This window comes from Halobacterium yunchengense, assembly GCF_037031165.1.
In the GTDB taxonomy this organism is placed as follows: domain Archaea; phylum Halobacteriota; class Halobacteria; order Halobacteriales; family Halobacteriaceae; genus Halobacterium; species Halobacterium yunchengense.
In genome coordinates this window covers 95,471-114,591 of record NZ_JAYEZL010000007.1, presented here as the reverse complement: position 1 = coordinate 114,591, position 19,121 = coordinate 95,471, and the positions used below count along the sequence as shown (strand labels likewise).

The 19,121-nt window shown below is 71.5% G+C and carries 21 protein-coding genes; 5 read left to right on the top strand and 16 right to left on the bottom strand.

The window, feature by feature from the left end:
- Positions 1–39 precede the first annotated feature (39 nt).
- The 6 genes from U5911_RS16765 to U5911_RS16740 all read right to left on the bottom strand — a co-directional run bounded on the left by U5911_RS16765 (position 40) and on the right by U5911_RS16740 (position 5,209).
- Complete coding sequence (locus U5911_RS16765) at positions 40–906, bottom strand: hypothetical protein (protein WP_336038253.1); 867 nt, start codon at positions 904–906, stop codon at positions 40–42.
- 72 nt (positions 907–978) lie between these two features.
- Positions 979–2,463 carry a PGF-pre-PGF domain-containing protein gene (locus U5911_RS16760; protein ID WP_336038252.1) on the bottom strand — a complete coding sequence of 495 codons (1,485 nt, stop codon included), beginning with the start codon at positions 2,461–2,463 and terminating at the stop codon, positions 979–981.
- 180 nt (positions 2,464–2,643) lie between these two features.
- Positions 2,644–3,186, bottom strand: coding sequence for a hypothetical protein (locus U5911_RS16755; RefSeq protein WP_336038251.1), 543 nt, complete (start codon positions 3,184–3,186; stop codon positions 2,644–2,646).
- Between the two features lie 101 nt (positions 3,187–3,287).
- Complete coding sequence (locus tag U5911_RS16750; protein ID WP_336038250.1) at positions 3,288–3,911, bottom strand: hypothetical protein; 624 nt, start codon at positions 3,909–3,911, stop codon at positions 3,288–3,290.
- Between the two features lie 84 nt (positions 3,912–3,995).
- Positions 3,996–4,565, bottom strand: coding sequence for a hypothetical protein (locus U5911_RS16745; RefSeq protein ID WP_336038249.1), 570 nt, complete (start codon positions 4,563–4,565; stop codon positions 3,996–3,998).
- Positions 4,566–4,594: 29 nt separating this feature from the next.
- Entirely contained in the window at positions 4,595–5,209 is a 615-nt protein-coding gene (locus U5911_RS16740) for a hypothetical protein (RefSeq protein WP_336038248.1), read from the bottom strand.
- 380 nt (positions 5,210–5,589) lie between these two features.
- Here U5911_RS16740 and U5911_RS16735 point away from each other — a divergent pair, with 380 nt between their 5' ends.
- From U5911_RS16735 to U5911_RS16720, 4 genes are all read left to right on the top strand, one after another.
- A complete protein-coding gene (locus U5911_RS16735) occupies positions 5,590–6,204 on the top strand; it encodes a DUF7344 domain-containing protein (RefSeq protein ID WP_336038247.1) in 615 nt (204 codons plus the stop codon).
- Positions 6,205–6,206: 2 nt separating this feature from the next.
- Complete coding sequence (locus U5911_RS16730) at positions 6,207–6,692, top strand: hypothetical protein (protein WP_336038246.1); 486 nt, start codon at positions 6,207–6,209, stop codon at positions 6,690–6,692.
- 176 nt (positions 6,693–6,868) lie between these two features.
- Positions 6,869–6,991: a hypothetical protein gene (locus U5911_RS16725; protein WP_336038245.1), complete on the top strand. Its 123-nt coding sequence runs from the start codon at positions 6,869–6,871 to the stop codon at positions 6,989–6,991.
- Between the two features lie 160 nt (positions 6,992–7,151).
- On the top strand, positions 7,152–7,481 hold the full coding sequence (locus U5911_RS16720) for a hypothetical protein (RefSeq protein ID WP_336038244.1): 330 nt from the start codon (positions 7,152–7,154) through the stop codon (positions 7,479–7,481).
- 30 nt (positions 7,482–7,511) lie between these two features.
- On the opposite strand, the gene U5911_RS16715 is transcribed toward U5911_RS16720, so the two are convergent.
- From U5911_RS16715 to U5911_RS16675, 9 genes are all read right to left on the bottom strand, one after another.
- Positions 7,512–8,525 carry a 3-oxoacyl-ACP synthase gene (locus tag U5911_RS16715; RefSeq protein WP_336038243.1) on the bottom strand — a complete coding sequence of 338 codons (1,014 nt, stop codon included), beginning with the start codon at positions 8,523–8,525 and terminating at the stop codon, positions 7,512–7,514.
- A complete protein-coding gene (locus U5911_RS16710; protein ID WP_418771555.1) occupies positions 8,522–9,757 on the bottom strand; it encodes a branched-chain amino acid ABC transporter permease in 1,236 nt (411 codons plus the stop codon). Before U5911_RS16710 ends, U5911_RS16715 begins: the two co-directional genes overlap by 4 nt.
- A 49-nt stretch (positions 9,758–9,806) precedes the next feature.
- Positions 9,807–10,766, bottom strand: a complete 960-nt coding sequence (locus tag U5911_RS16705; protein ID WP_336038242.1) for a branched-chain amino acid ABC transporter permease — start codon at positions 10,764–10,766, stop codon at positions 9,807–9,809.
- Positions 10,763–11,458: an ABC transporter ATP-binding protein gene (locus U5911_RS16700; RefSeq protein WP_336038241.1), complete on the bottom strand. Its 696-nt coding sequence runs from the start codon at positions 11,456–11,458 to the stop codon at positions 10,763–10,765. Before U5911_RS16700 ends, U5911_RS16705 begins: the two co-directional genes overlap by 4 nt.
- Positions 11,455–12,219 carry an ABC transporter ATP-binding protein gene (locus tag U5911_RS16695; protein WP_336038240.1) on the bottom strand — a complete coding sequence of 255 codons (765 nt, stop codon included), beginning with the start codon at positions 12,217–12,219 and terminating at the stop codon, positions 11,455–11,457. The genes U5911_RS16700 and U5911_RS16695 overlap by 4 nt, the downstream gene beginning before the upstream one ends.
- Positions 12,220–13,578: an ABC transporter substrate-binding protein gene (locus U5911_RS16690; protein WP_336038239.1), complete on the bottom strand. Its 1,359-nt coding sequence runs from the start codon at positions 13,576–13,578 to the stop codon at positions 12,220–12,222. It lies immediately after the preceding gene.
- A 91-nt stretch (positions 13,579–13,669) separates the two neighbouring features.
- Positions 13,670–14,365 carry a helix-turn-helix domain-containing protein gene (locus U5911_RS16685; protein WP_336038237.1) on the bottom strand — a complete coding sequence of 232 codons (696 nt, stop codon included), beginning with the start codon at positions 14,363–14,365 and terminating at the stop codon, positions 13,670–13,672.
- A 110-nt stretch (positions 14,366–14,475) separates the two neighbouring features.
- Positions 14,476–16,062 (bottom strand): AMP-binding protein, encoded by a 1,587-nt coding sequence (locus U5911_RS16680; RefSeq protein WP_336038235.1) that lies wholly within the window; start codon positions 16,060–16,062, stop codon positions 14,476–14,478.
- Entirely contained in the window at positions 16,055–16,852 is a 798-nt protein-coding gene (locus tag U5911_RS16675) for an alpha/beta fold hydrolase (RefSeq protein WP_336038234.1), read from the bottom strand. The genes U5911_RS16680 and U5911_RS16675 overlap by 8 nt, the downstream gene beginning before the upstream one ends.
- A gap of 88 nt (positions 16,853–16,940) precedes the next feature.
- On the opposite strand from U5911_RS16675, the gene U5911_RS16670 reads away from it, so the two are divergent.
- Positions 16,941–17,336 carry a MaoC family dehydratase gene (locus tag U5911_RS16670; protein ID WP_336038233.1) on the top strand — a complete coding sequence of 132 codons (396 nt, stop codon included), beginning with the start codon at positions 16,941–16,943 and terminating at the stop codon, positions 17,334–17,336.
- A gap of 80 nt (positions 17,337–17,416) precedes the next feature.
- Here the strand turns inward: U5911_RS16670 and U5911_RS16665 are convergent, their stop codons facing one another.
- Positions 17,417–19,120 carry a hypothetical protein gene (locus U5911_RS16665; RefSeq protein WP_336038231.1) on the bottom strand — a complete coding sequence of 568 codons (1,704 nt, stop codon included), beginning with the start codon at positions 19,118–19,120 and terminating at the stop codon, positions 17,417–17,419.
- Position 19,121 lies beyond the last annotated feature (1 nt).

The following is a 19,121-nucleotide window of genomic DNA, read 5'->3' as shown; positions in this document are numbered from 1 at the left end:
CAGACCACCAAAAGTCCTCGGTCGCGGTGAGCGTGCGAGTCACTCACCGCCGGACGCCTCGAACGCGCCGAGTTCCAGCGCGACGTACGGCACCGAGAACCCCAGGGAGAACCCCAGCAGGTGCACGTAGAGGTTCACCACCACGCCGTCGCCGCCGACGGGCGCCGGGAACCCGACGGCGAGGTAGCCGGCGAACACCACGCCGGCGAGCACGCCGACGTCGAGCCACCCCGTTTGCGCGAGCAGCGACTCCGCGCGGCCGCCCGCCGGCGACGGCGTCGCGTCCCGCCACGCGCTCCGGGCGGACGCGACGTAGCCCGCCGCGACGACCGCGCTCGCCGCCGCGATGCCGGCCGCCCACCGCCCCGGGGGGAGCGCGAGCACCGCGACGGCGGCCGTCGCCGCGAAGAACACCGCCGGCGCGTGCCGGACGCGCACGCGGCCGTCCAGTCGCTGACGCGCGTACGCGACCACCACCAGGCCGAGCAGCCCCTCGAAGGCCATGTTGACGCCGGAGAGCCCGTACCCGAGCGCGTCGTCGCCGACGACGAGGTTCAGCGCCGAGAGGACGGGCGGGAACGCCACGAGGTAGGTCGCGGCGGCGGCGCCGAACAGCCGCCGGTGTCCCGCGAGCGCGGCGAGCACGTACCCCGAGCCAGCCAGCAGCGCGAACCCCAGGACGTTCGCCGCGAGGTGTTCGACGCCGAAGTGCACGACGTGGTTCGTGTACGCGGTCACCGCGGTCGGGTCGTCGTACGCGAACGCCAGCCGCCGCCGCGTCGCCGGCGGCAGGAGGAACACCCCGCACGCGACGGCGGGCACGAGCGCGAGCGCCGCGGCGTCGCGAGCCCGCACGGCGTCTGCCAGCGCCGCCCGGACGGACTCCGTCTCCCCGAAGGCCCCCATACCGCCTTCTGGTCTGTCGGCCGACAAAAACCTACTCCCCGCTGCCGTCCCGGGCCGCCGGCGCGGGCCGCGTCACCTGTCGGGGCGGGGCCGCCGCCGCACGAGGAACAGCGTCGCCGCGACGATGCCGAGGAACGCCACCAGCCCGAGCAGCTCCGACAGCCCGAACCCTGCGGCCTGCTCCTCCCGGTCGTCCTGCGCGTCGGCGACGCCGTCGGCCTGCTGGCCCGCCCCGTCTGCGGGCTGGGTGGTCGCCGCCGGGCCGTCCGCCGCGGACGCGTTCACGCTGAACGTTCCAGCCGCGGCGTCGCCCACGCCGACCGCGTACTCGCCGGGCTCGGACTCCGAAACGGGCACGGTCACCGTCACGGCGTCGCCCGCCGGCACGGCCACCGCGCGCTCGGCGACGACCTCGCCGTCCACGGCCACCGCGACGGTCCGCTCGCCCGCCGCCGCGCCGTCGTTGACGACCGTCGCCTCGACGCCCACGGCCTCGCCCGGCGCGACGCTCGTCCGGTTCAGCGACGCGCTCTCGACCGCGGTGCGCGCGCGGTCCGCGGCCACCACGAGCGTCGAGAACCCCGGCGTCTCCGCCTCGACGTACACGCGGCCCGCGCGCTCGCCGGTCACCGAGACGTCCAGCTTCGAGAGGTCGCCGCCGTCCTCGCGGTACACCGCGAGCGCCTCGCGGTCCACGTCGCGCGACTCGAAGTACGCCGCGTCGACGCCGAACCGCACCGTCGCGTTCGCGACGCTCCCGGCGTCCACGGACACCGCGGCCGCCCCGAGCGGCTCGGCGCCCTCCGCGACCACCAGCGACCGCGGCGACTCGTCGTCGCTGCGCTCGACGCCCAGGGACAGCGACCCGCCGCCGTTCCGGACCCGGAGCTCCTCGAGCGTCAGCGTCGCGCCGTCCGCGCTGTCGAGCGCCAGGCTGCTCGCGTCCAGCGACAGCGTCTCGCCCTCGGCCGCGCCGAGCGCCGTGAACCGCCGCGAGTCCGGCGTCGGGGAGCGGGACTGCAGGGAGACGCCGTCGAACTCGAGGGAATCCGCATCCTCGTCGGTCTGCTCGGCGGTCTCGGGCTCGGCCGCTCGAGCGTGCACGGTCACGTCGTCGAGGCCCGCGTCGTCCACCCGGCCGGTCGTGTCGACTGCCACCGCGACGGCCACCGTCTCGTTCGGCGCGAGGGTCACGTTGCTCCCCTCGGACTGAATCGGCTCGCCGTCCACGCGGAACGTCACCGCGTCCGAGTCGTGGGTCAGCCAGACGTGGGCGTACTGCGAGCCAGTGTACCGCACGCGGAAGGCGTCATCGATGGAAGTTACGGCGTCGGGATTGACGCCCTCGCCGTCGAGGTCCGGGTTCGACGCCGACAGGTCGACGACGAGCTCGCCGTCCTCGAGGGACGCGTACTCGCTGCTCGGCGCGAGCTCCACGTCCGCGCCGACCGCGTCGACGTCCTCGGCGAACAGCGGCGCCGCCACCGACGGGAACGCGAGCGTCCCGGCGACGGCGAGCGCGGTCGCGAGCGCGGCGACACGTCGGCGGTTCGTCATGTGAATCGATCTCCGTGGCGACACGGTCGGCCAGCGAGCCCCACGCCGGCGTGGTCAGCGCCTCCTTTCACTGACACGACTGTAGTATTGAGACGCCTGAAACGCATCAGGGACAGCCTGCCACGCGCGGTTCGGAACGACCGGTCGGCGACTGACGGCGAGACTCACGGTCGCCGCCGGCTACGCCCGAGCCGTAATCGTGATGGAGCCACCCGCCAGTTCGTCTTCCGGGTCGCGCGCGTCGACGCGGACGCCGACGGGCATGGAGCCACCGGTCGAAATGCCGGGACCGACGTATCCTTCGTCCCAGTTCGGGTAGCTCGTCACGCCGTCCCCGTAGGGGTAGAAGTCCCAGCGGCCCGGTTCGCCCAGCCCGGTCTTGTCGACGCCGAGCCGCACGAACTGCGTGCCGTGGTTCTCGACGCGGAACACCGAGTCGAACCGCGACAGCGCGTCGTCGTTCACCCCACTCCCGGCGACAGTCGCGTCCTCGTCGAAGTTCAGCACTAGTTGGTCGGTGCTCCCCACGTTCGAACAAGTGGCGTACTCGCCGTTCCCCAGTGAATCGGGAACTACGAGTCCGAGCAGCGCGTCCGCGTCGTCGGCCACCTCGACCGAGAGACTCCGGTTCGCGCTCACGCTCGTGAACGCGCCAGTGCCAATTGCAGCCGCCGAGGTGGCGGCGAGTGATCCGACGGCAGCGAGGACGTTGCGTCGTTGCATGAGTTCGACCCCTCGTGGGAGAGCCACCGGCGGAATCGAACAGTTCGTCCGACGGGAACCAAAGTCCCGCCGGGGCACTCCAACGTGGGCGACTCATTCCCTCAGTACTCGGATTCAGCCACCGCCTGAATGGTCAGGTCCATCGGGAAGTCAGACGGATCGAGGCCACTCTCGCCTCCGGTGTTGAACGAGAAGCCGATCTCGTCCATGGTCTCTCCGACCGGAACGAGAATCCGTTCGGGAATCGGGTGGTCGGGTGCACCGGTCTTGCCCTGGCTGCCTTCCCCCAGACCAACCGTCGGCTCAGCTGGACCGGGGCTGGGCTCTCCAGCACCCTCTTCGACGTTGGCGGGGTAGTCCGAGAAGATGCCGACCCCGTCCGGGATGTCCTCGACTTCGACGAAGACGTAGACGTCCTGTGTCCCCTGGTTCGTGATCTGGAAAACGTCCCGGATGATGGTTCGAGCGTCGTCGTTCACGCCGTCGCCGTCGACGCCAGTTGCGTCCTCGTCGAAGTTGAACTCCAGCGTACCGCCAGTCTCCTCGGCGTACGCGGCGTTCGATCCGTCGCTCGGCGACAGGCCGAGCAGCGCGTCTGCGTCGTCGGCCACCTCGACCGAGAGACTCCGGTTCGCGCTCACGCTCGTGAACGCGCCGGTACCCATTGCGGCTGCCGAGGCGGCAGCGAGCGATCCCACGCCAGCGATGAACTTGCGACGTTGCATGGTCGAGTTCGCCCGTGAGGGCGGATGCCCAGCGGCGGAGTCGAACCGCCGTCCGCGCGAACGCGGAACTGCCTGTCTGGGTCGTCAGTCGTCTGGCTGGTCGGCGACGATCGTCAGCGTCTCCTCGAACTCCCCGACGTCGGCGCCGACCGTCCGAATGCGGAATCCCACGTCGACGGACTCGCCGACGTCCAGGAGTGCCGGGTCGTCGCGGAGAGCGGTTTCGTCGTCGTCCTCGACATCGTACAGCTCGACCTCGAGTTCGGAGTCGGTCTGGTGTTCGGAGTAGACCGTCACTGGCTGGGTCCCCTGGTTCTCGATGCGGAGGAGGCCCTCCGTCGGCTCCTCGGTCGAACTCTCGTCCGCGTCCCTGTCGAACTCGTACACGGAGTCGGCGCCGAGTCCGAGTCCATGGTCGTCGACCTGTTCCTCCATACTCGGGAAACTGAATTCGACCTTTTCGGGGGTACCGTCCTCGGCACTCCGGAACCCACTCCCAAGTTGCGTGAGGGCGAGCAGGGCGTCGTCGTCGCTCGCTACCTCGACCTGTAGTCGCCGGTCAGCACTGACGCTGGTAAAGGCGCCGGTGCCGAGGACGGCGCTGCTCCCCGCAGCGGTCGCCCCGAGCCCGGCCAGGAAGGTGCGTCGTTTCATGATTTCTGGTGACCGGCGTGGCCGGTGACTCAGGCCTCGTCCTCGGCGACAGCCTTGATGACGATGTCGTCGTCGTATTCGAGTCCGGAGAGGTCGCCGTAGGCGAACATCGAGACGTCGACGTAGCCACCGGGCGCGACCTTCGGAGCGGCCTCGTAGCCTCCGGGGTTCTGATCGTCCTCGTCGTCGTCCGGGTCGTCGGGATTGAGGTTGCTATTGGCCGAGAACGCGCCCTGGTTGAGGCCGGCACCCTCTCCATCGTTCTCGATGTCACTGGAGTCCTGAACACCGAGCGCCACGCGCGGCTCGGACGGGAGGTTCTCCGCCCACACGTACACGTCCTGCGTGCCCTGGTTGGTGATCTTGAGGAGGTCGTCGATGGTAGTCGTCGCTTCGTCGTTGAGACCCGTACCCCCTTCAGCGCTGGAAATGTCGATGGAGACAGTGTTCCCTTCCGTGGTCACGTACTCGCTGTTTGCCGAGTCGTCGATGTCGTCGATGCCGAGCAGCGCGTCTGCGTCGTCGGCCACCTCGACCGAGAGACTCCGGTTCGCGCTCACGCTCGTGAACGCGCCGGTACCCATTGCGGCTGCCGAGGCGGCAGCGAGCGATCCCACGCCAGCGATGAACTTGCGACGTTGCATGGTTCGATTACCTCGTTGTGCGCTCCCCTACGGCACCCACCAGGCGGGAGCGCTCACTCGACCCCACAAGCCCTATGGAAGTAGTATTGACACGACTGAGAGAGTTCAGCGGTAGTCTATCGTTCGTCAGACGAGTGGATGACAAGCTCTGAGCAGCACGGCAGTCCCAACAACCCCCGCCTGACCGACCGTCAGGTCACTCCTGAGGCGGCGAAACTGGGGGTTGCTATCGCGATACGTATCTCGAATCCTACCGGGTAATTTAGTCCTAGAACGGCGTTATCATGCGGTTACCGACGGACGGCAGTTTCGTTCGGCGCGCGAAGATAAGTTAACTATCGCCAACACTTATGGCGGATTAGCAGCTACCTACGCCCGTTGTGTCATCGGTATCACAGCATCGGGGGCGGGGGGAGCCCTCAGAGACGGCGGAGGAACAGACCGACACCGAGGGATCGACGGACGATCTCTCCGAGGACGAGCTGTTCGACGTCCTCGCGAACCGGCGGCGGCGGTACGCGGTGCACGCGCTGAAGGCCGAGGGGGAGACGGCCGAGCTCGGCGACGTCGCCGAACAGGTCGCCGCCTGGGAGTACGGCGTCGACGTCGAAGCGGTCTCCTACGACGAACGCAAGCGCGTGTACACGGCGCTCCAGCAGTCCCACCTCCCGATGATGGACGACGCTGGCGTCGTCGACTTCGACAAGAACCGCGGCACCGTCGAACCGACCGCGGCCCTCGAGGACGTCGAGGTCTACATGGACGTCGTGCAGGGCCACGAGATCCCGTGGAGCGTCTACTACCTCGGGCTCTCCGGGGTCGCGGCGTCGCTGACGGCGGCCGTCTGGCTGAACGCGTGGCCGTTCGCGCTGCTGTCGGACGTCGCGTGGCTGGTCGCCGTCGTCGCGATGTTCGCGGCGTCCGCGGTCGCGCACACGTACTACTCGCGGGGACAGCGCATCGGGGAGACAGACGAACCGCCGGAACTCGGGTGACCATGAACGCTCGACGCGCGGCGAGCGTCGTGCTCGCGGTCGCCGCGGCGGCAGCGCTCGCCACGGGGTCGCTGGGGTTCACGAGCGCCAGCGCCGAGCGCGGCGTCCAGGTGAACGTCGTCGAACCCGAGGACGGCTACGTCGGCGTGCAGGCCTGCGAGAAGGCCAACGGGAGCGGCGACGGTGCGAACCCGGTCCGCGTCTGGGTGACGAACCAGTACACCGCCCAGTTCACCGTCGAACGGATCACCACGGACGCCGGCGACGAGTTCACGCCGAACTCGAACAGGGGGACGCTCGACGTCGGCGAGCGGGAGTCCTACGAGCCCCTGGACGCGGACAGCGAGCTGACCGTCCACGTCTCTGAGGGCCTCACGGCGACGGTGAACGTCCAGGTCGACCAGAAAGGCGACTGTCCGACGAAGGGCGACGGTGGCGACCCCTCGAGCGACGAGAAGCGCGGTGGAGACGGCGACGGTTCGCAGTAGTGCCGCCGGAGCGGCTGCTCCGCGAGTGACGGCGTCGGGCAGCGGTCACGGCAGTCTGCCCGGGCGGCCGTCCTGCGACCCGGTCGCACACCTCGGAAAAGCTTATTGTACGGGGGCAGAATTTACCGAGTGCACCGGCTCGGAGCGCCCGAGCCAGCGAACCGGGTGACAATCCGATGACCACCACACTCCACGCGACCGACATCTCCTCCCCACAGGGGGAGAGTCCGTCCACCGTGGGGTTCGTGGTCGCCGGATACCGCCCGAACGCGCAGTCCGCGTCCACCCTCGCCGCGTGAAGCGGCGACGGAACCCCGAGGGGGACGCGGTCCGCCGTCGAACGCCGCCGACGGCACTGCGCGTGCTTCTCGTGGGTCCACCGGGTGAGCGCGGGCTGTACTCCCGACAGCCCGTGGCCGCCAGCCAGCCTGGCCCGAGTTCGAGTCTCGGCGGGAGCCTATGGCAGCAGCTTGCCAGCGAGTCCGCCTCGTGGCGGACCTCACGATGAACGTCCCGCGCGACGCCGCCGGCGACCTCGAGTGCGGCGCGCAGAACGTCCTCCGCGGCGTCGGCGCCGTCGACACCGTCGAACGCGTCGACGTCACCGCCCTCCAGCCGCGGCTGAACGACCTCCAGGTCGAGGCGACGGCGACCGTCGCCGTCGCGGCGCCTGACACCGACGCCGCTCGCGACGCGCTCGCGGACGGCTTCGGCGTCGCGGCCGTCGACGTCGTCCAGGTCGACCACGCCGACGCCGGCGCGGACGCGCCGGTCGAGGAGTACGGCTGAGGTGGCGGCGCGTGCCGCGTCCCCTCGCGGTCAGTCCCGCCACTCGAGGACGGTCGCCGACCACGTGTAGCCGGTGCCGGCGGCGAGGAAGAGCACGACGTCGCCGTCGGCGACGGTGCCGGCGGCGAGGCCCTCGCGGAGCGCGAGCGCCTGGTCGACGCTCTGGACGTGGCCGTACTCGTCGAGGTAGTGGTGGCCGTCGTCGCCGAGGCCGAGTTCGCCGACGAGCCACTCGTGGAACGACCGCTTCATGTGCGTGACCGCGGCGAAGTCCAGGTCCTCGCGGGCCAGCCCCGAGCGCTCGAGGGCGTCGTCGGCGACCGACAGGAAGTTCGGGCCGCTGACGTCCGCCATCCGGTCTTTCATGTCGTCGCTGGTGACGGTGAGCGCGTGCAGGCCCTCCCCGATGGTCCGCTCGCTGGGCGGGTTCCGCGAACCGCCGGCGGGCATCACGACGTCCGCGGCGAAACTGCCGTCCGTGACGGCGGCGCTCTCGCGGACGGTCGCGCGAGCGCGGTCGCCGGCGTTCCGCTCGAGCACGTACGCGGACGCGCCGCTCCCGAAGTTGAACATGAACGAGGCGTCCTCGTCGCCGTAGTCCACGAGGTCCTCCTCGCGGCTCGCGGCGACCAGCAGCGCCGAGTCCACGTCGCCGGTCTCGAGTTGCGCGCGCACCTGGCGGAGCGCGACCGGGGCGCCCGCGCAGAGCGTGTAGCTCTCCGTCGCGTACGCGTGCTCGGCGCCGAGGCGGTCGGCGACGTTCGCGGCCGCCGACCACACGACGTAGTCTTTGTACTCGCTGCCGTGGTAGAGCACGAGGTCCAGCGACCCGGGGTCGACGTCGGCGTCAGCGAGCGCCTCCTCGGCGGCCGCCACGCACATGTCGGTGGCGTGGTCGTCGTCGGGCGGACACACGTGCTTCTCGCGGACGCCCATCTTCTCGGTGACGACGTCGACGGGGATCCCGCTCTCCGCTGCGACCGCCTCGCCGGTGACGACCCGGTCGGGGACGTACGTCCCGAGGCCGGTGAGACAGACCGTCATCGGCGGAGGTTGCGCAGGTAGACCGGGAGCCGTTTCGCGACGGTGCCGCCCATGCGGTCGCGCAGCCAGCCGAGCAGGCCGCCCGGCACGTACAGCACGAACACCACGAACACGACGCCGAGGTACAGCGGCGCGTGCCCGTTCAGGAACACCTCGATGCCCTCGCCGAGCGTCAGCCCGCCTACCAGCGGCGTCTCGACGACACTCGCCGGCAGGTACGCGCGCAACAGGGGCAAGAGCCCGCCGCCGCTGCCGGTCTTCGAGAGGAACTCGACGACCGCCTCGTTGAACAGCCAGCCGTACAGCGGCCCGGCGAGCGTGCCGAACCCGCCGATGATCGAGGCCAGCAGCGCGTCGCCGCTCACGAGGAAGTACAGCGAGTTGTCCGGGGAGACCGCGCGCCGGAACCCCGCGAACAGCGCGCCCGCGACGCCGGCGAAGAACCCGCTGACGGCGAACGCGGCGAGCTTGTACCGGTAGGTGTCGTAGCCGACCGCGCGGGCGCGCTCCTCGTTCTCGCGGATGGCGACGAGCACGCGCCCGAACGGCGAGTGCACCATCCGCTGCATCGCGAGGTAGCTCGCGAGCACGACTGCCCCGACCATGTAGTACGACACCTCGGTCGCGCCGAGGTCGAGGAACAGCCACCGGAGCTCGTCGCCGCGCAGCGGCCCGATGGCGAAGTTCAGGGCGTCGACCCCGGGGACGCCGATCTCGAAGCCGTTCGGGTGGAGGTCGTTGCTGACCGCGACGCCGTCCCGGGGGTTGGAGCCGAGGTACTCCCAGTCCCGCATGAAGACGTACATCACCTGCGCGAACCCGAGCGTGATCATCGCGAAGTAGACCCCGGAGAGCCGGAAGGACACCGACCCGATGAGCAGCGCGAGCGCCGCCGCGAGCAGGCCGGCCAGCAGCATGCTCACCACGAACGGCGTGTCCGGCGGCAGCAGCGGGACCTTGCCGTTCGCGACGAGGACGACGAAGTACCCGCCCGTGCCGTAGAACGCGGCGTGGCCGAACGAGAGGTAGCCGGTGTACCCGGAGATGAAGTCGAAGCTCATCGCGAACAGCCCGAAGTAGAACACCGCGATCATCGTCTCCGTCCGCGGGAGGAACGCCTCGGCGACGCCGCCGAACCCGACGGCGGTCACCACCGAGTACACGAGGGGGTAGGCGCCGAGCGCTCCGACCACGAGCAGGTGGGCGACGTGGTCGCGTGCGTACCGGCGCACCCAGCTCGCGTCCGCGTCGGCCGCTCGCTCGCGGCCGACAGACTCGGTGCTAATGGCCCCCCACCTCCGCGAGCCCGGAGATGCCCTGCGGGCGCACGACGAGGACGCCCACGAGGATGAGGAAGATGGTGAGCTCGGGCAGCCCCGAGAACGTGACGATGCCCTCGGTGAACACGTGCGTCATGAGGGCGTCGACCATCCCGACGAGCAGCGCGGCGATGACCGTGCCGCGGAACGTGCCGAGGCCGCCGACGATGACGACGACGAACGCCGGCAGCAGCGTCTCCGACGCGAGCGGGACGCTGGCGCCCCACGCGGAGTCCCACATGAGGAGCGCGCCGGCGAACGCGGCGAGCGCGGAGCCGAGCGCGAACACGACGGTGAACACGCGCCGCACGTCGACGCCGAGCGCGGCCGCCATCTCGTCGTCCTCGCTGCCCGCGCGCACCATCAGCCCGTACCGGGTGCGGTTCAGGAACGCCCAGACGGCGACGACGGTGAGCGCGCCCCACGCGAACTCGAACAGCTCGAAGTTCGAGACGCTCGCGCCGAGCACGCCGTACGTGTCGCTGAGGAACGCCGGCTTCGTGCCGAGCGCCTCCCGCCAGTCCGTGCGCGGCTGCATCCCGTAGAACAGCACGACGATGCGCGCGAGCTCGTCGATGACCAGCGTCACGCCGAACGTCAACAGGATCTGGTAGATCGGCGGCCTGTCGTAGAGCTTCCGGATGAGGCCGACCTCCATCGCCGCGCCGATGCCGCCGACCACGGTGGCGGCGACGACGCCCGCGACGAGGAACGTGCCGACCGCCGCCCAGCCGGTGCCCGCGAACGTCACCATCACGAACGCGGCGACGTACGCGCCGACCATCGTGAGCGCGCCGTGCGCGAAGTTCAGCACGCCGAGCAGCCCGAAGATGAGGGTGAGCCCGAGCGCCATCATCGCGTACAGGCCGGCCTTCGCCAGCCCCGAGACGAGGATCTCGAGGAGCGTCCCGAGCGCGCTCATGCCGACAACCTCTCGAAGCGCTCGTCCTCGGTGGTCACGCCCGCCGTGCTGCCCTCGTCGACGACGGTGCCGTGGTCGAGCACGTAGAACCGGTCGGCGAGGTCGAGGGCCAGCGGGAGGTTCTGTTCGACGAGCAGCAGCGTCGTGTCCTCGGCGACGTCCTGCAGCGAGGCCGCGACGTCCTCGACGATGAGCGGCGCGAGCCCCTCGCTGGGCTCGTCGACGAGCAGCAGGTCGTTCTCGCCGACGAGGCCGCGTGCGATCGAGAGCATCTGCTGTTGGCCGCCGGAGAGCGTGCCGGCGTCCCGGCCGGCGAACTCCTCGAGGTCCGGGAACGCCGCGAAGGCGGTCTCGAGGCCGGCGCGCTCGTCGCCGCCGTCGGGGACCGCGAGCCGGACGTTCTCCTCGACGGTGAGGTGCGCGAACACGCGGCGGTCCTCGGGAATCCACCCGACGCCGCGGTCGGCGACCTCGTGGGTGTCGAGGCCGACGAGGCTCTCGCCGTCGTAGCGGACGTCGCCCTCGCGGGGCGGCGTCAGCTGGAGGACCGACCGCAGCGTCGTCGTCTTCCCGACGCCGTTGCGGCCGACGAGCGCGACCACCTCGCCGCGCTCGACCTCCAGGGAGACGCCCTCGAGGACGTGGCTCTCGCCGTAGTACGTGTGGACGTCCTCGACGTCCAGCAGCGTCACGCTACCCCCTCGCGTTCGTAGCCGCCGAGGTACGCCTGCTGGACGTCCTCGTCGTCGCGGACGGCCGACGGCGGGCCGTCGGCGATGACCTCGCCGCGGTCAAGCACCACGACGCGGTCGCTGACGTGCATCACGATGTCCATGTTGTGCTCGACGAGCAACACGGCGTGGTCGGTGGCGACGTCCTCGATGAGGTCGACGATGCGGTCGACGCTCTCCGAGGAGACGCCGGCGTTCGGTTCGTCCAGCAGGAGGACGTCGGGGTCGCCGGCGAGCGCGATGCCGACCTCGAGCTGGCGGGCGGCGCCGTGGCTGAGGTTCTGGGCTGCCTCGTGGGCCTGGTCGGCGAGGTCGACGCGCTCCAGGATCGCCCACGCCGCCTCGTAGTGCTCGTCGAAGGCGGTGACGTTCCGGTGGAGGCGGCGGCCGGTGTCGTCGCCGGCCTGCGCGGCCACGCGGACGTTCTCCAGGACGCTGGTCGTCGGGAAGACGTTCGTGATCTGGTACGACCGGTGGACGCCCAGGCGGGCGGTCCGCGCCGGGTCGGCGTCGGTGACGTCCCGCCAGCCGTCGCCGTCGCGGAGTTCGACCGCGCCCTCGCTGGGCGCCAGGGTCCCCGTGAGGAGGTTGAAGAACGTCGTCTTCCCGGCGCCGTTCGGCCCGATGAGCGAGCAGAGCTCGTCCCCGCCGAGCTCGAAGTCGACGTGGTCGACCGCGACCAGGCCGCCGAACCGGCGGGTCAGGTCACGCGTTCGCAGCATCTACAGCGAGCAGCCCATCTGGTCGCTGTCCGCGGGGATCGTCGACGCCTCCCCGGAGACCGTCTCCAGCGGCTCGGTCGGCATGATGGGCGCGTTCCAGTTGTCCGCCCACTCGTCGCTGGTCGGCGTCACGCCGGCGACGGTCATCGACGAGCGCGCCTGGTTGTTGTACTCCTGGAACGTGTACGCGTCCTCGCCCTTCGGCGTGTCCGCGACGGTCATCCCCGTGAGCGCGTCGATGAGGTCGTCGGGCTGCGTGGAGCCGGCCTCCTGGACCGCCTGCACGATGGCGGACGCCGCGGTGAACGTCCCGGAGCTGAACAGGTCCGGGACCTTCCCGTACGTCGACGTGTACATGTCGACGAAGTCGCTGTTGACGTCGTTGTCGTACTGGTTCCAGTGGTAGCGGGTCGTGAACGGGCCGGCCTTCACGCCGTCGAGTTTCTCCTCGGTGAGCGGCTCCCCGAGCACCTGCTTGAGGGTGTCGCCGAGCGCGCCGGTCGCGATCTCGGTGGCGAACCCGCCGAACAGCCGGAACGAGTAGTCGCCCTGGAGGAACTGCGCGAACATGTACGGGAGCGTCGAGACGGTGAACCCGCCGACGACGCCCTCCGCGCCGGCGTCCTCGGCCTGCTGGAGGAGGCCCTCCCACTCGCTGTAGCCGCTCTCGACGAAGCGCGTGTCGACGATCTCGACGCCCGCGTCGCTGAGCACGCTCTCGTAGTTGTTGACGACCGCGCGCCCGAACGAGTAGTCCGCGCCGAACAGGTAGACGCTGCCGACGTCGGTGTTCTCGGCGACGTACTTCCCGCCGCTGCGGGCGTCCATCGCGGTGTTCTCGCTCGCGCGGAACAGCTGGTCCGAGCACGTCTCCGCGTCGTTGGTCAGGTCGGCCGCGGCGGCCGGGCCCGCCACGTACGGGACGTCCGTCGCCGTCAGGACGTTGTTCGCCACGCGGCGCGCGGCGCTCGAGGACGCACACCCGAACAGGACGTCGACCTCGTCGTCGCTGACGAGGTCGTTCGCGACGGACTGCGCGGTGTCCGCCTGGAACTTCGAGTCGCGGACGACCAGTTCGATCGTCGTGCCGTCGACGTCGACCTCGTGGGTGCCGGTCTCCGGCTCGGCGATGGGGTCGGTCTCGCCCTTGTACGCGAGCCCGGAGAGGAACCCCCACAGCGAGTGTTGTCCGTAGTACGCGATGTCTCCCGACAGCGGCTGCATCACTCCGATTTTCATGTTATCAGGACCGCTTGAACCACCGAGGCCGGCACAGCCCGCGAGGCCGGTGAGGCCAGCGGCGCCTGCCGCGCCGACCGTCTTCAGTACGTTCCGCCGTGACGTGCCAAACTTCGGCATGTCACGCTATTCTGTTACGCTTCCTGCAAATACGGCCGGGTTAACATGTGAACGACCGCCGGCGCGCCGACGCCGGACCGACGCCGGGACCTCACTCGAGGTCCTCGATGGCGTCGATGACGCGCTGGATCATCTTCTGTTCGCCCCGCCGGAGGTTCTTCGAGACTGCGGGCTTCGAGACGCCGAACCGGTCGGCGAGCGTCCCCAGCGTCGCGTCACGGGGGTTCTCGTAGTAGCCGTCGGAGACCGCCGCCTCCAGGGTCTCGCGTTCGACGTCCGAGAGGTCCCTGCAGCCCTCGATGAGCGTCATCGCCGCGCCCGCGTTCTGCACGAGCCGGTGGAGCTCCGCGTCGTCGGTGTCGTCGCGGCCCACGACGTCGTACTCGTGGTTGCGGTCCAGCGCGGCGAGCGCGCCGTCCGCGTCGTCGGGCTCGTCGAACCCGACGTGCCAGGTCTCCGTGCCGTGCTCGGCGTAGAACGGCCCCGTGATGTAGCCGTCGTGGGACTGCACCACGTCCATCGCCGCGGTCGGCCCGACCACCGTCCGGAACTTCGCGACGTTGTCCACCTTCGAGAACAGCTCGTACTCCGCGACGCCGTCGTGGTCCCGGACGGCGCCCAGCCCGGACTCGAGGGCCGCCCGGTCGGCGGCCTCCGCGACCCACCGCACCTCGGTGCGGTCCGGCCCCGCGTCGCAGTGCACCGAGGAGAACGCGACCTCGTGGCTGTCGCTGGCGTGGACGAACGGGCAGTCGTACTGCTCGACCTCCACGCTGACGTTGATCATCGTCCGTGTCCAACCTGACTCTGTTCGAGGACCGACAAAACGTTTACCCCGTCGCGCGCCGGCCGGCCCCGCGAGCGCGTCACGCGCCCGAGACCGGTCGGCCGGCCCCGTCAGGCGTCCTCGGCACCGAAGGCCTCGCGGACCGCGTCGCGGTCGATCTTCGACGGCCCGCTCGTGGGCAGTTCGTCGACGAACGCGAGGTGCCGCGGGTGCTTGAAGCCCGCGAGCCGGTCGTCGAGGAACGCCTCGAGGGCCGCGAGCGTCAGCGACTCGTCGCCCTGCACGACCGCCTTCCCGACGGTCCCCCAGGTGTCGTCGGGGACGCCGACGACGACGACCTCCTCGACCTTCGGGTGGTCGGCGACCGCGTCCTCCACCTCGGGCGGGTAGACGTTCTCCCCGCCGCTGACGAACATGTTCTTCTTCCGGCCCTCGACGTAGTAGTAGCCGTCCGCGTCCCGGCGCGCCAGGTCGCCCGTCGACACCCACCCGGCGGAGACGCCGTCGGCGGTCGGGTCGTCGACGGGCGCGGCATCGAACGTCTCCGCGGTCTCCTCGGGCGCCCGCCAGTAGCCGGCGGCCGCGTGCGGGCCGCGCAGGAGGAGTTCGCCGACCTCGCCGTCCTCGACCGGCGTGCCGTCCTCCGCGACGACGCGCGCGTCGACGTGCATCGCCGGCACCCCGACGCTGTCGGCCTTCTCGCGCGGCCAGTCGTCCGGCATCGCGAAGTTGTTCGGCCCGCACTCGGTGAGGCCGTAGCCCTGCGAGAGGTCGACGCCGCGGTCCCACCACGCCTCCATGACCGCGCGCCGGCACGGCCCGCCGCCGCTCTTCGCGAACCGCAGCGACGAGAGGTCCGCGTCCGGCCAGTCGTCGTGCTCGGTCACCATCCGCAGGACGGCCGGCACCGCCACGAGCACGCTCGCGTCGTGGGCCTCGACCAGCGACAGCACCTCGCCGGGGTCGAAGTCACGCGCGATGACGACGTGCCCGCCGACGTGGAACAGCGGCATCGTCAGGACGTTCCAGCCGCCCGTGTGGAACATCGGGAACACCATCGGCGTCGCGTCGCCGGGGCGCAGCCCCCACGCCGTCACCGTGTTCGTCGCGTTCCAGACGACCGAGCCGTGCGTGAGCACCGTCTCCTTCGGCGTCCCCGTCGAGCCGCCCGTGTGCAGGAACATGAACGGGTCGTCCGGCGAGCGGTCCCGCGACCGGTACGGCGAGTCGTCGGCCGGCACGGCGCCGCCGAACGCCGGCGCGTCGTGGTCGCCGTCGGTCGCGAGCGCGAGCACCTCGGGGCGGTCGTCACCGTCCTCGACGTCCCCCAGCGCGTCGGCGACGTCGCCCTCGAAGCGCTCCTCGACGACGACGAGTTCGGGGTCGACGGTCCCGAGCAGCGCCGCCAGCTCCGGCGGCGCCAGCCGGTGCGAGAGCGGCGCGAACACGCCGCCGGTCTTCCCGCACGCGAACACGAGGTCGACGAGCGCCGGGCGGTTCCGGGAGACGACGGCGACGCGCTCCCCGTCGGCCACGCCGCGGTCGGCGAGCAGGCGCGCGGTCCGGTTCGCGCGCGCGTCCAGGTCCGCGTACGTCCACGTCTCCCCCGTCGTGGCGTCCGTGAGCGCGGGCGCGTCGGGCGACAGCGCAGCGCGGCGCGCGCTCCAGTCGCCCACCCAGTCGCCCGCCTCAGACATCGTCGAGGAACGCGAGCAGGCGGTCGTTCACGCGGTCGCTGTCCTCCACGAAGAAGAGGTGCGGGCCGCCCTCGACGAGGTCGAGGCGGCTGTCCGACAGGCGCTCGTGGAGGACGCGCGCGTTCTCCACCGGGAGCACGCGGTCGGCGGTGCCGTGCATCACGAGCACCGGCAGGTCGACGTCGCCGAGGCGGTCGCTGGCGTCGAAGGCCGCGACCGCCGCGCCCTGCGCCTCGCGGGCGTGCGGCGGCGCGTCGGACGCCAGCCGCCAGTCCACGATTTCCTCGACGACGTCGGAGTCCGCCAGCCGGTCGGTCATCGCCGGCTCCATCTTGTACAGGACGGCCTCGCGCTCGTCGAGGTCCTCGGGCACGTCGAACATGCGCTCCTGGGTCTCCGGCGGCGTCGGCACCGCGACGTCGCCGCCCGGCGACGTGCACAGCAGCGTCAGCGAGCGCGCACGGTCGAAGTCCAGGGCGTACTGCAGGGCGATCATCCCGCCCATGCTCGCGCCGACGACGTGCGCCTCCTCGACGCCAGCGTCCGCGAGCACGGCGTCGAGGTCCGCCGCCAGCTCCGCGATCGTGTACGGTCCCTCGGGCGCGTCCGAGTCCCCCGTGCCGCGGTTGTCCGGCACCAGGACGTCGTAGTCGTCGGCGAGCGCGTCTCGCTGCCAGTTCCACATCCAGCGGCCGTACCCCAGGCCCTCCACGAGGACGACCGTCTCCGCGTCCCGCGGCCCGTCTCGCTCGTAGGCCAACCGGACGCCGTCGCGGGAAACCGTCTGCATACCCCTTGCATGCGCGGACGCCGCCTTCAACCCCCTGTTTCACATGTTAACCACGGGAATTTCGGGGACGCGGCGCCGACCGACTCCCATGCCAGTCGCGTCCGTCGGCGACACCGCCGAAGCGTCCATCGCCGTCACCGAACAGACCATCGAGGCGTACGCCGACCTCTCGGGCGACCACAACCCCATCCACGAGGACGACGAGTACGCCGCCGAGACGATGTTCGGCGGCCGCATCGCCCACGGCATGCTGTCGGCCGCGCCCATCAGCGCCGCGCTCGCCGCGCTCCCCGGCGACGTCGTCTACCTCTCCCAGGACCTCGCCTTCGAGAACCCGGTGTACCCGGGCGACACCGTCACCGCCGACGTCGAGGTCGTCGAGGACCTCGGCGGCGACCGCGTCCGCGTCGAGACGACCGCCGCGACCGACGAGACCGTCGTCTCCGGCGAAGCAGTGGTGCTGTCCGTCCCCCACGAGTCGTAGCGAGCCGGCACGGACGACTACCGATTACTGGCCGTCCCACCCCAGACGACCACCGATACTGGCCGTCTCGCCCCAGGCGACTACCGGAACTCGCCGTCGCGCCGGGGGTCGTCCGCGAACCCCTCCCGGTCGCTTCGCTCGTCCGGCAGCACGCCCGGGTCCGCGCTCCCGACCGCGGTCGGGTCGGGCTCCGTGAGGAAGTCGTGGAGGTCCGGGATGTCCTCGAGCCTCGGGCCGACGTCCCCGCTCGGCGGCACCGGCGCCGGACCGCGGTCGTCCCGCGAGCGCCCGCCCGTCGACGCACCCTCGCCGCCGCCGTCGAGTTTGGCTTCGATGCGCGCGACCGACCGGTCGAACCCCAGGCGCTCGTAGCGGTCGCGCGCGGCCTCGAGGTGCGTCAGGCGCTCGCCGTCCCCGTCCGCGAGCGTCGCCTCGCGCTCGCGGCGCTGGCCGACGAGGTGGTCGCGCAGCTCCGCGAACCGGCCGTCCGGCACGCCCTGGTCGCGGAGCGCGTCGAGCGCGTCGTCCAGCACCGCGACCGCCGCCTCGTGTTCGCCCGCGGCGGACAGCCGGTTCGACTCGACGACCGCGCGGCTGTACGTCGGCTCCCATGGGTCGAGGAAGTCGTACTCCGACGCGAGCGCGCGCGCCGCGTCGAAGTGCGCGACGGCGAGCGCGTGGTTGCGGCCGCTGCGGTGCCGGTGACCGGCGGCGCGGTGGCGCTCGAAGCGCGCCCGGCCGACCACCCAGTCCAGGTCGATCGTCGCCGCCGCGGCGGCCGCGCCCTCGTGGCAGAGCTCGTCCGCCCGCGAGTCCGTGCGCGCGACCTCGCCCGTCCAGTAGAGCGCGTTCGCGAGCACGTACGCGAACACGTCCTCGGACTCGCCGGCCGCCGGCAACAGGGCGTCCCGCCACGCCGCGCCGCGGTCCCAGTAGTCCGCGCGCTCGGCGGCCGCCTTCGCCGCCGCGAAGTCCTCGTGGTCGACGCCGGCCGCCCGTCGCGCGACACGCTGTCTCGCCGCCGGCACGCCGCGCGTCCGCGCGACTTGCGCGAGGTAGCACGCGAGGAACCGGCCGTCGCCGCGGTCCGCGAGGGCGGCGACGTCGAAGCCCAGGTCGGCGAGCCAGCGCCGCGTCGCACCCGGGGAGTCGTGCGCGACCGCGGTGGCGGCCGCGAGCGCGTCCAGCACGTCGACGTCCCCGATGCCAGCCACTTCGTCCAGCCCGCCGACGAGCGCTTCGACGTCCTCGGCGTCCGCGAGTCGCGGCCCGGCGGCGGTCGTCGCCGAGACCCGCACGAGGTCGTAGCGCGCCGCGTGGAGGTCGTCGGCGGCGGTCCCGCTCGCCGCCGCGAGCGCGTCCACGAGCGCGACGACGCCCTCGACGTCCAGGAACGTGCCGCACGCGAAGACCGCGGGGACCGCGCCCGCGAACGCACCGAGCACGGCGCGCGCGGCGTCCTGGTCGCCGTCGAGCGCGGCGGTGAGGTCGTCGTCGAACCCGGGGCCAGCCACCCGGAGGACGGTGGCGTCGGCTCCCGCTCGCAGGCGCACGCGCGCAATCCCGGTGCCCTCGCCGACGCGCAGCCAGACCGCGCCCTCGCGTTCGACCTCGCAGCCGGCCGGCGCGTCGACCGCCGCGTCGCCGGCCGAGCCCCCGCCCGGCAGCGAGAGCCGGTAGCGGCACTCGCGGTCGCCCGCCGCGAGGTCGTGGTCGCCAGCGACCCGCTCGACGGTCACCGCGGCGTCGCCCAGCGGTCGCGTCCAGCGGAACTGCCGGGTCATC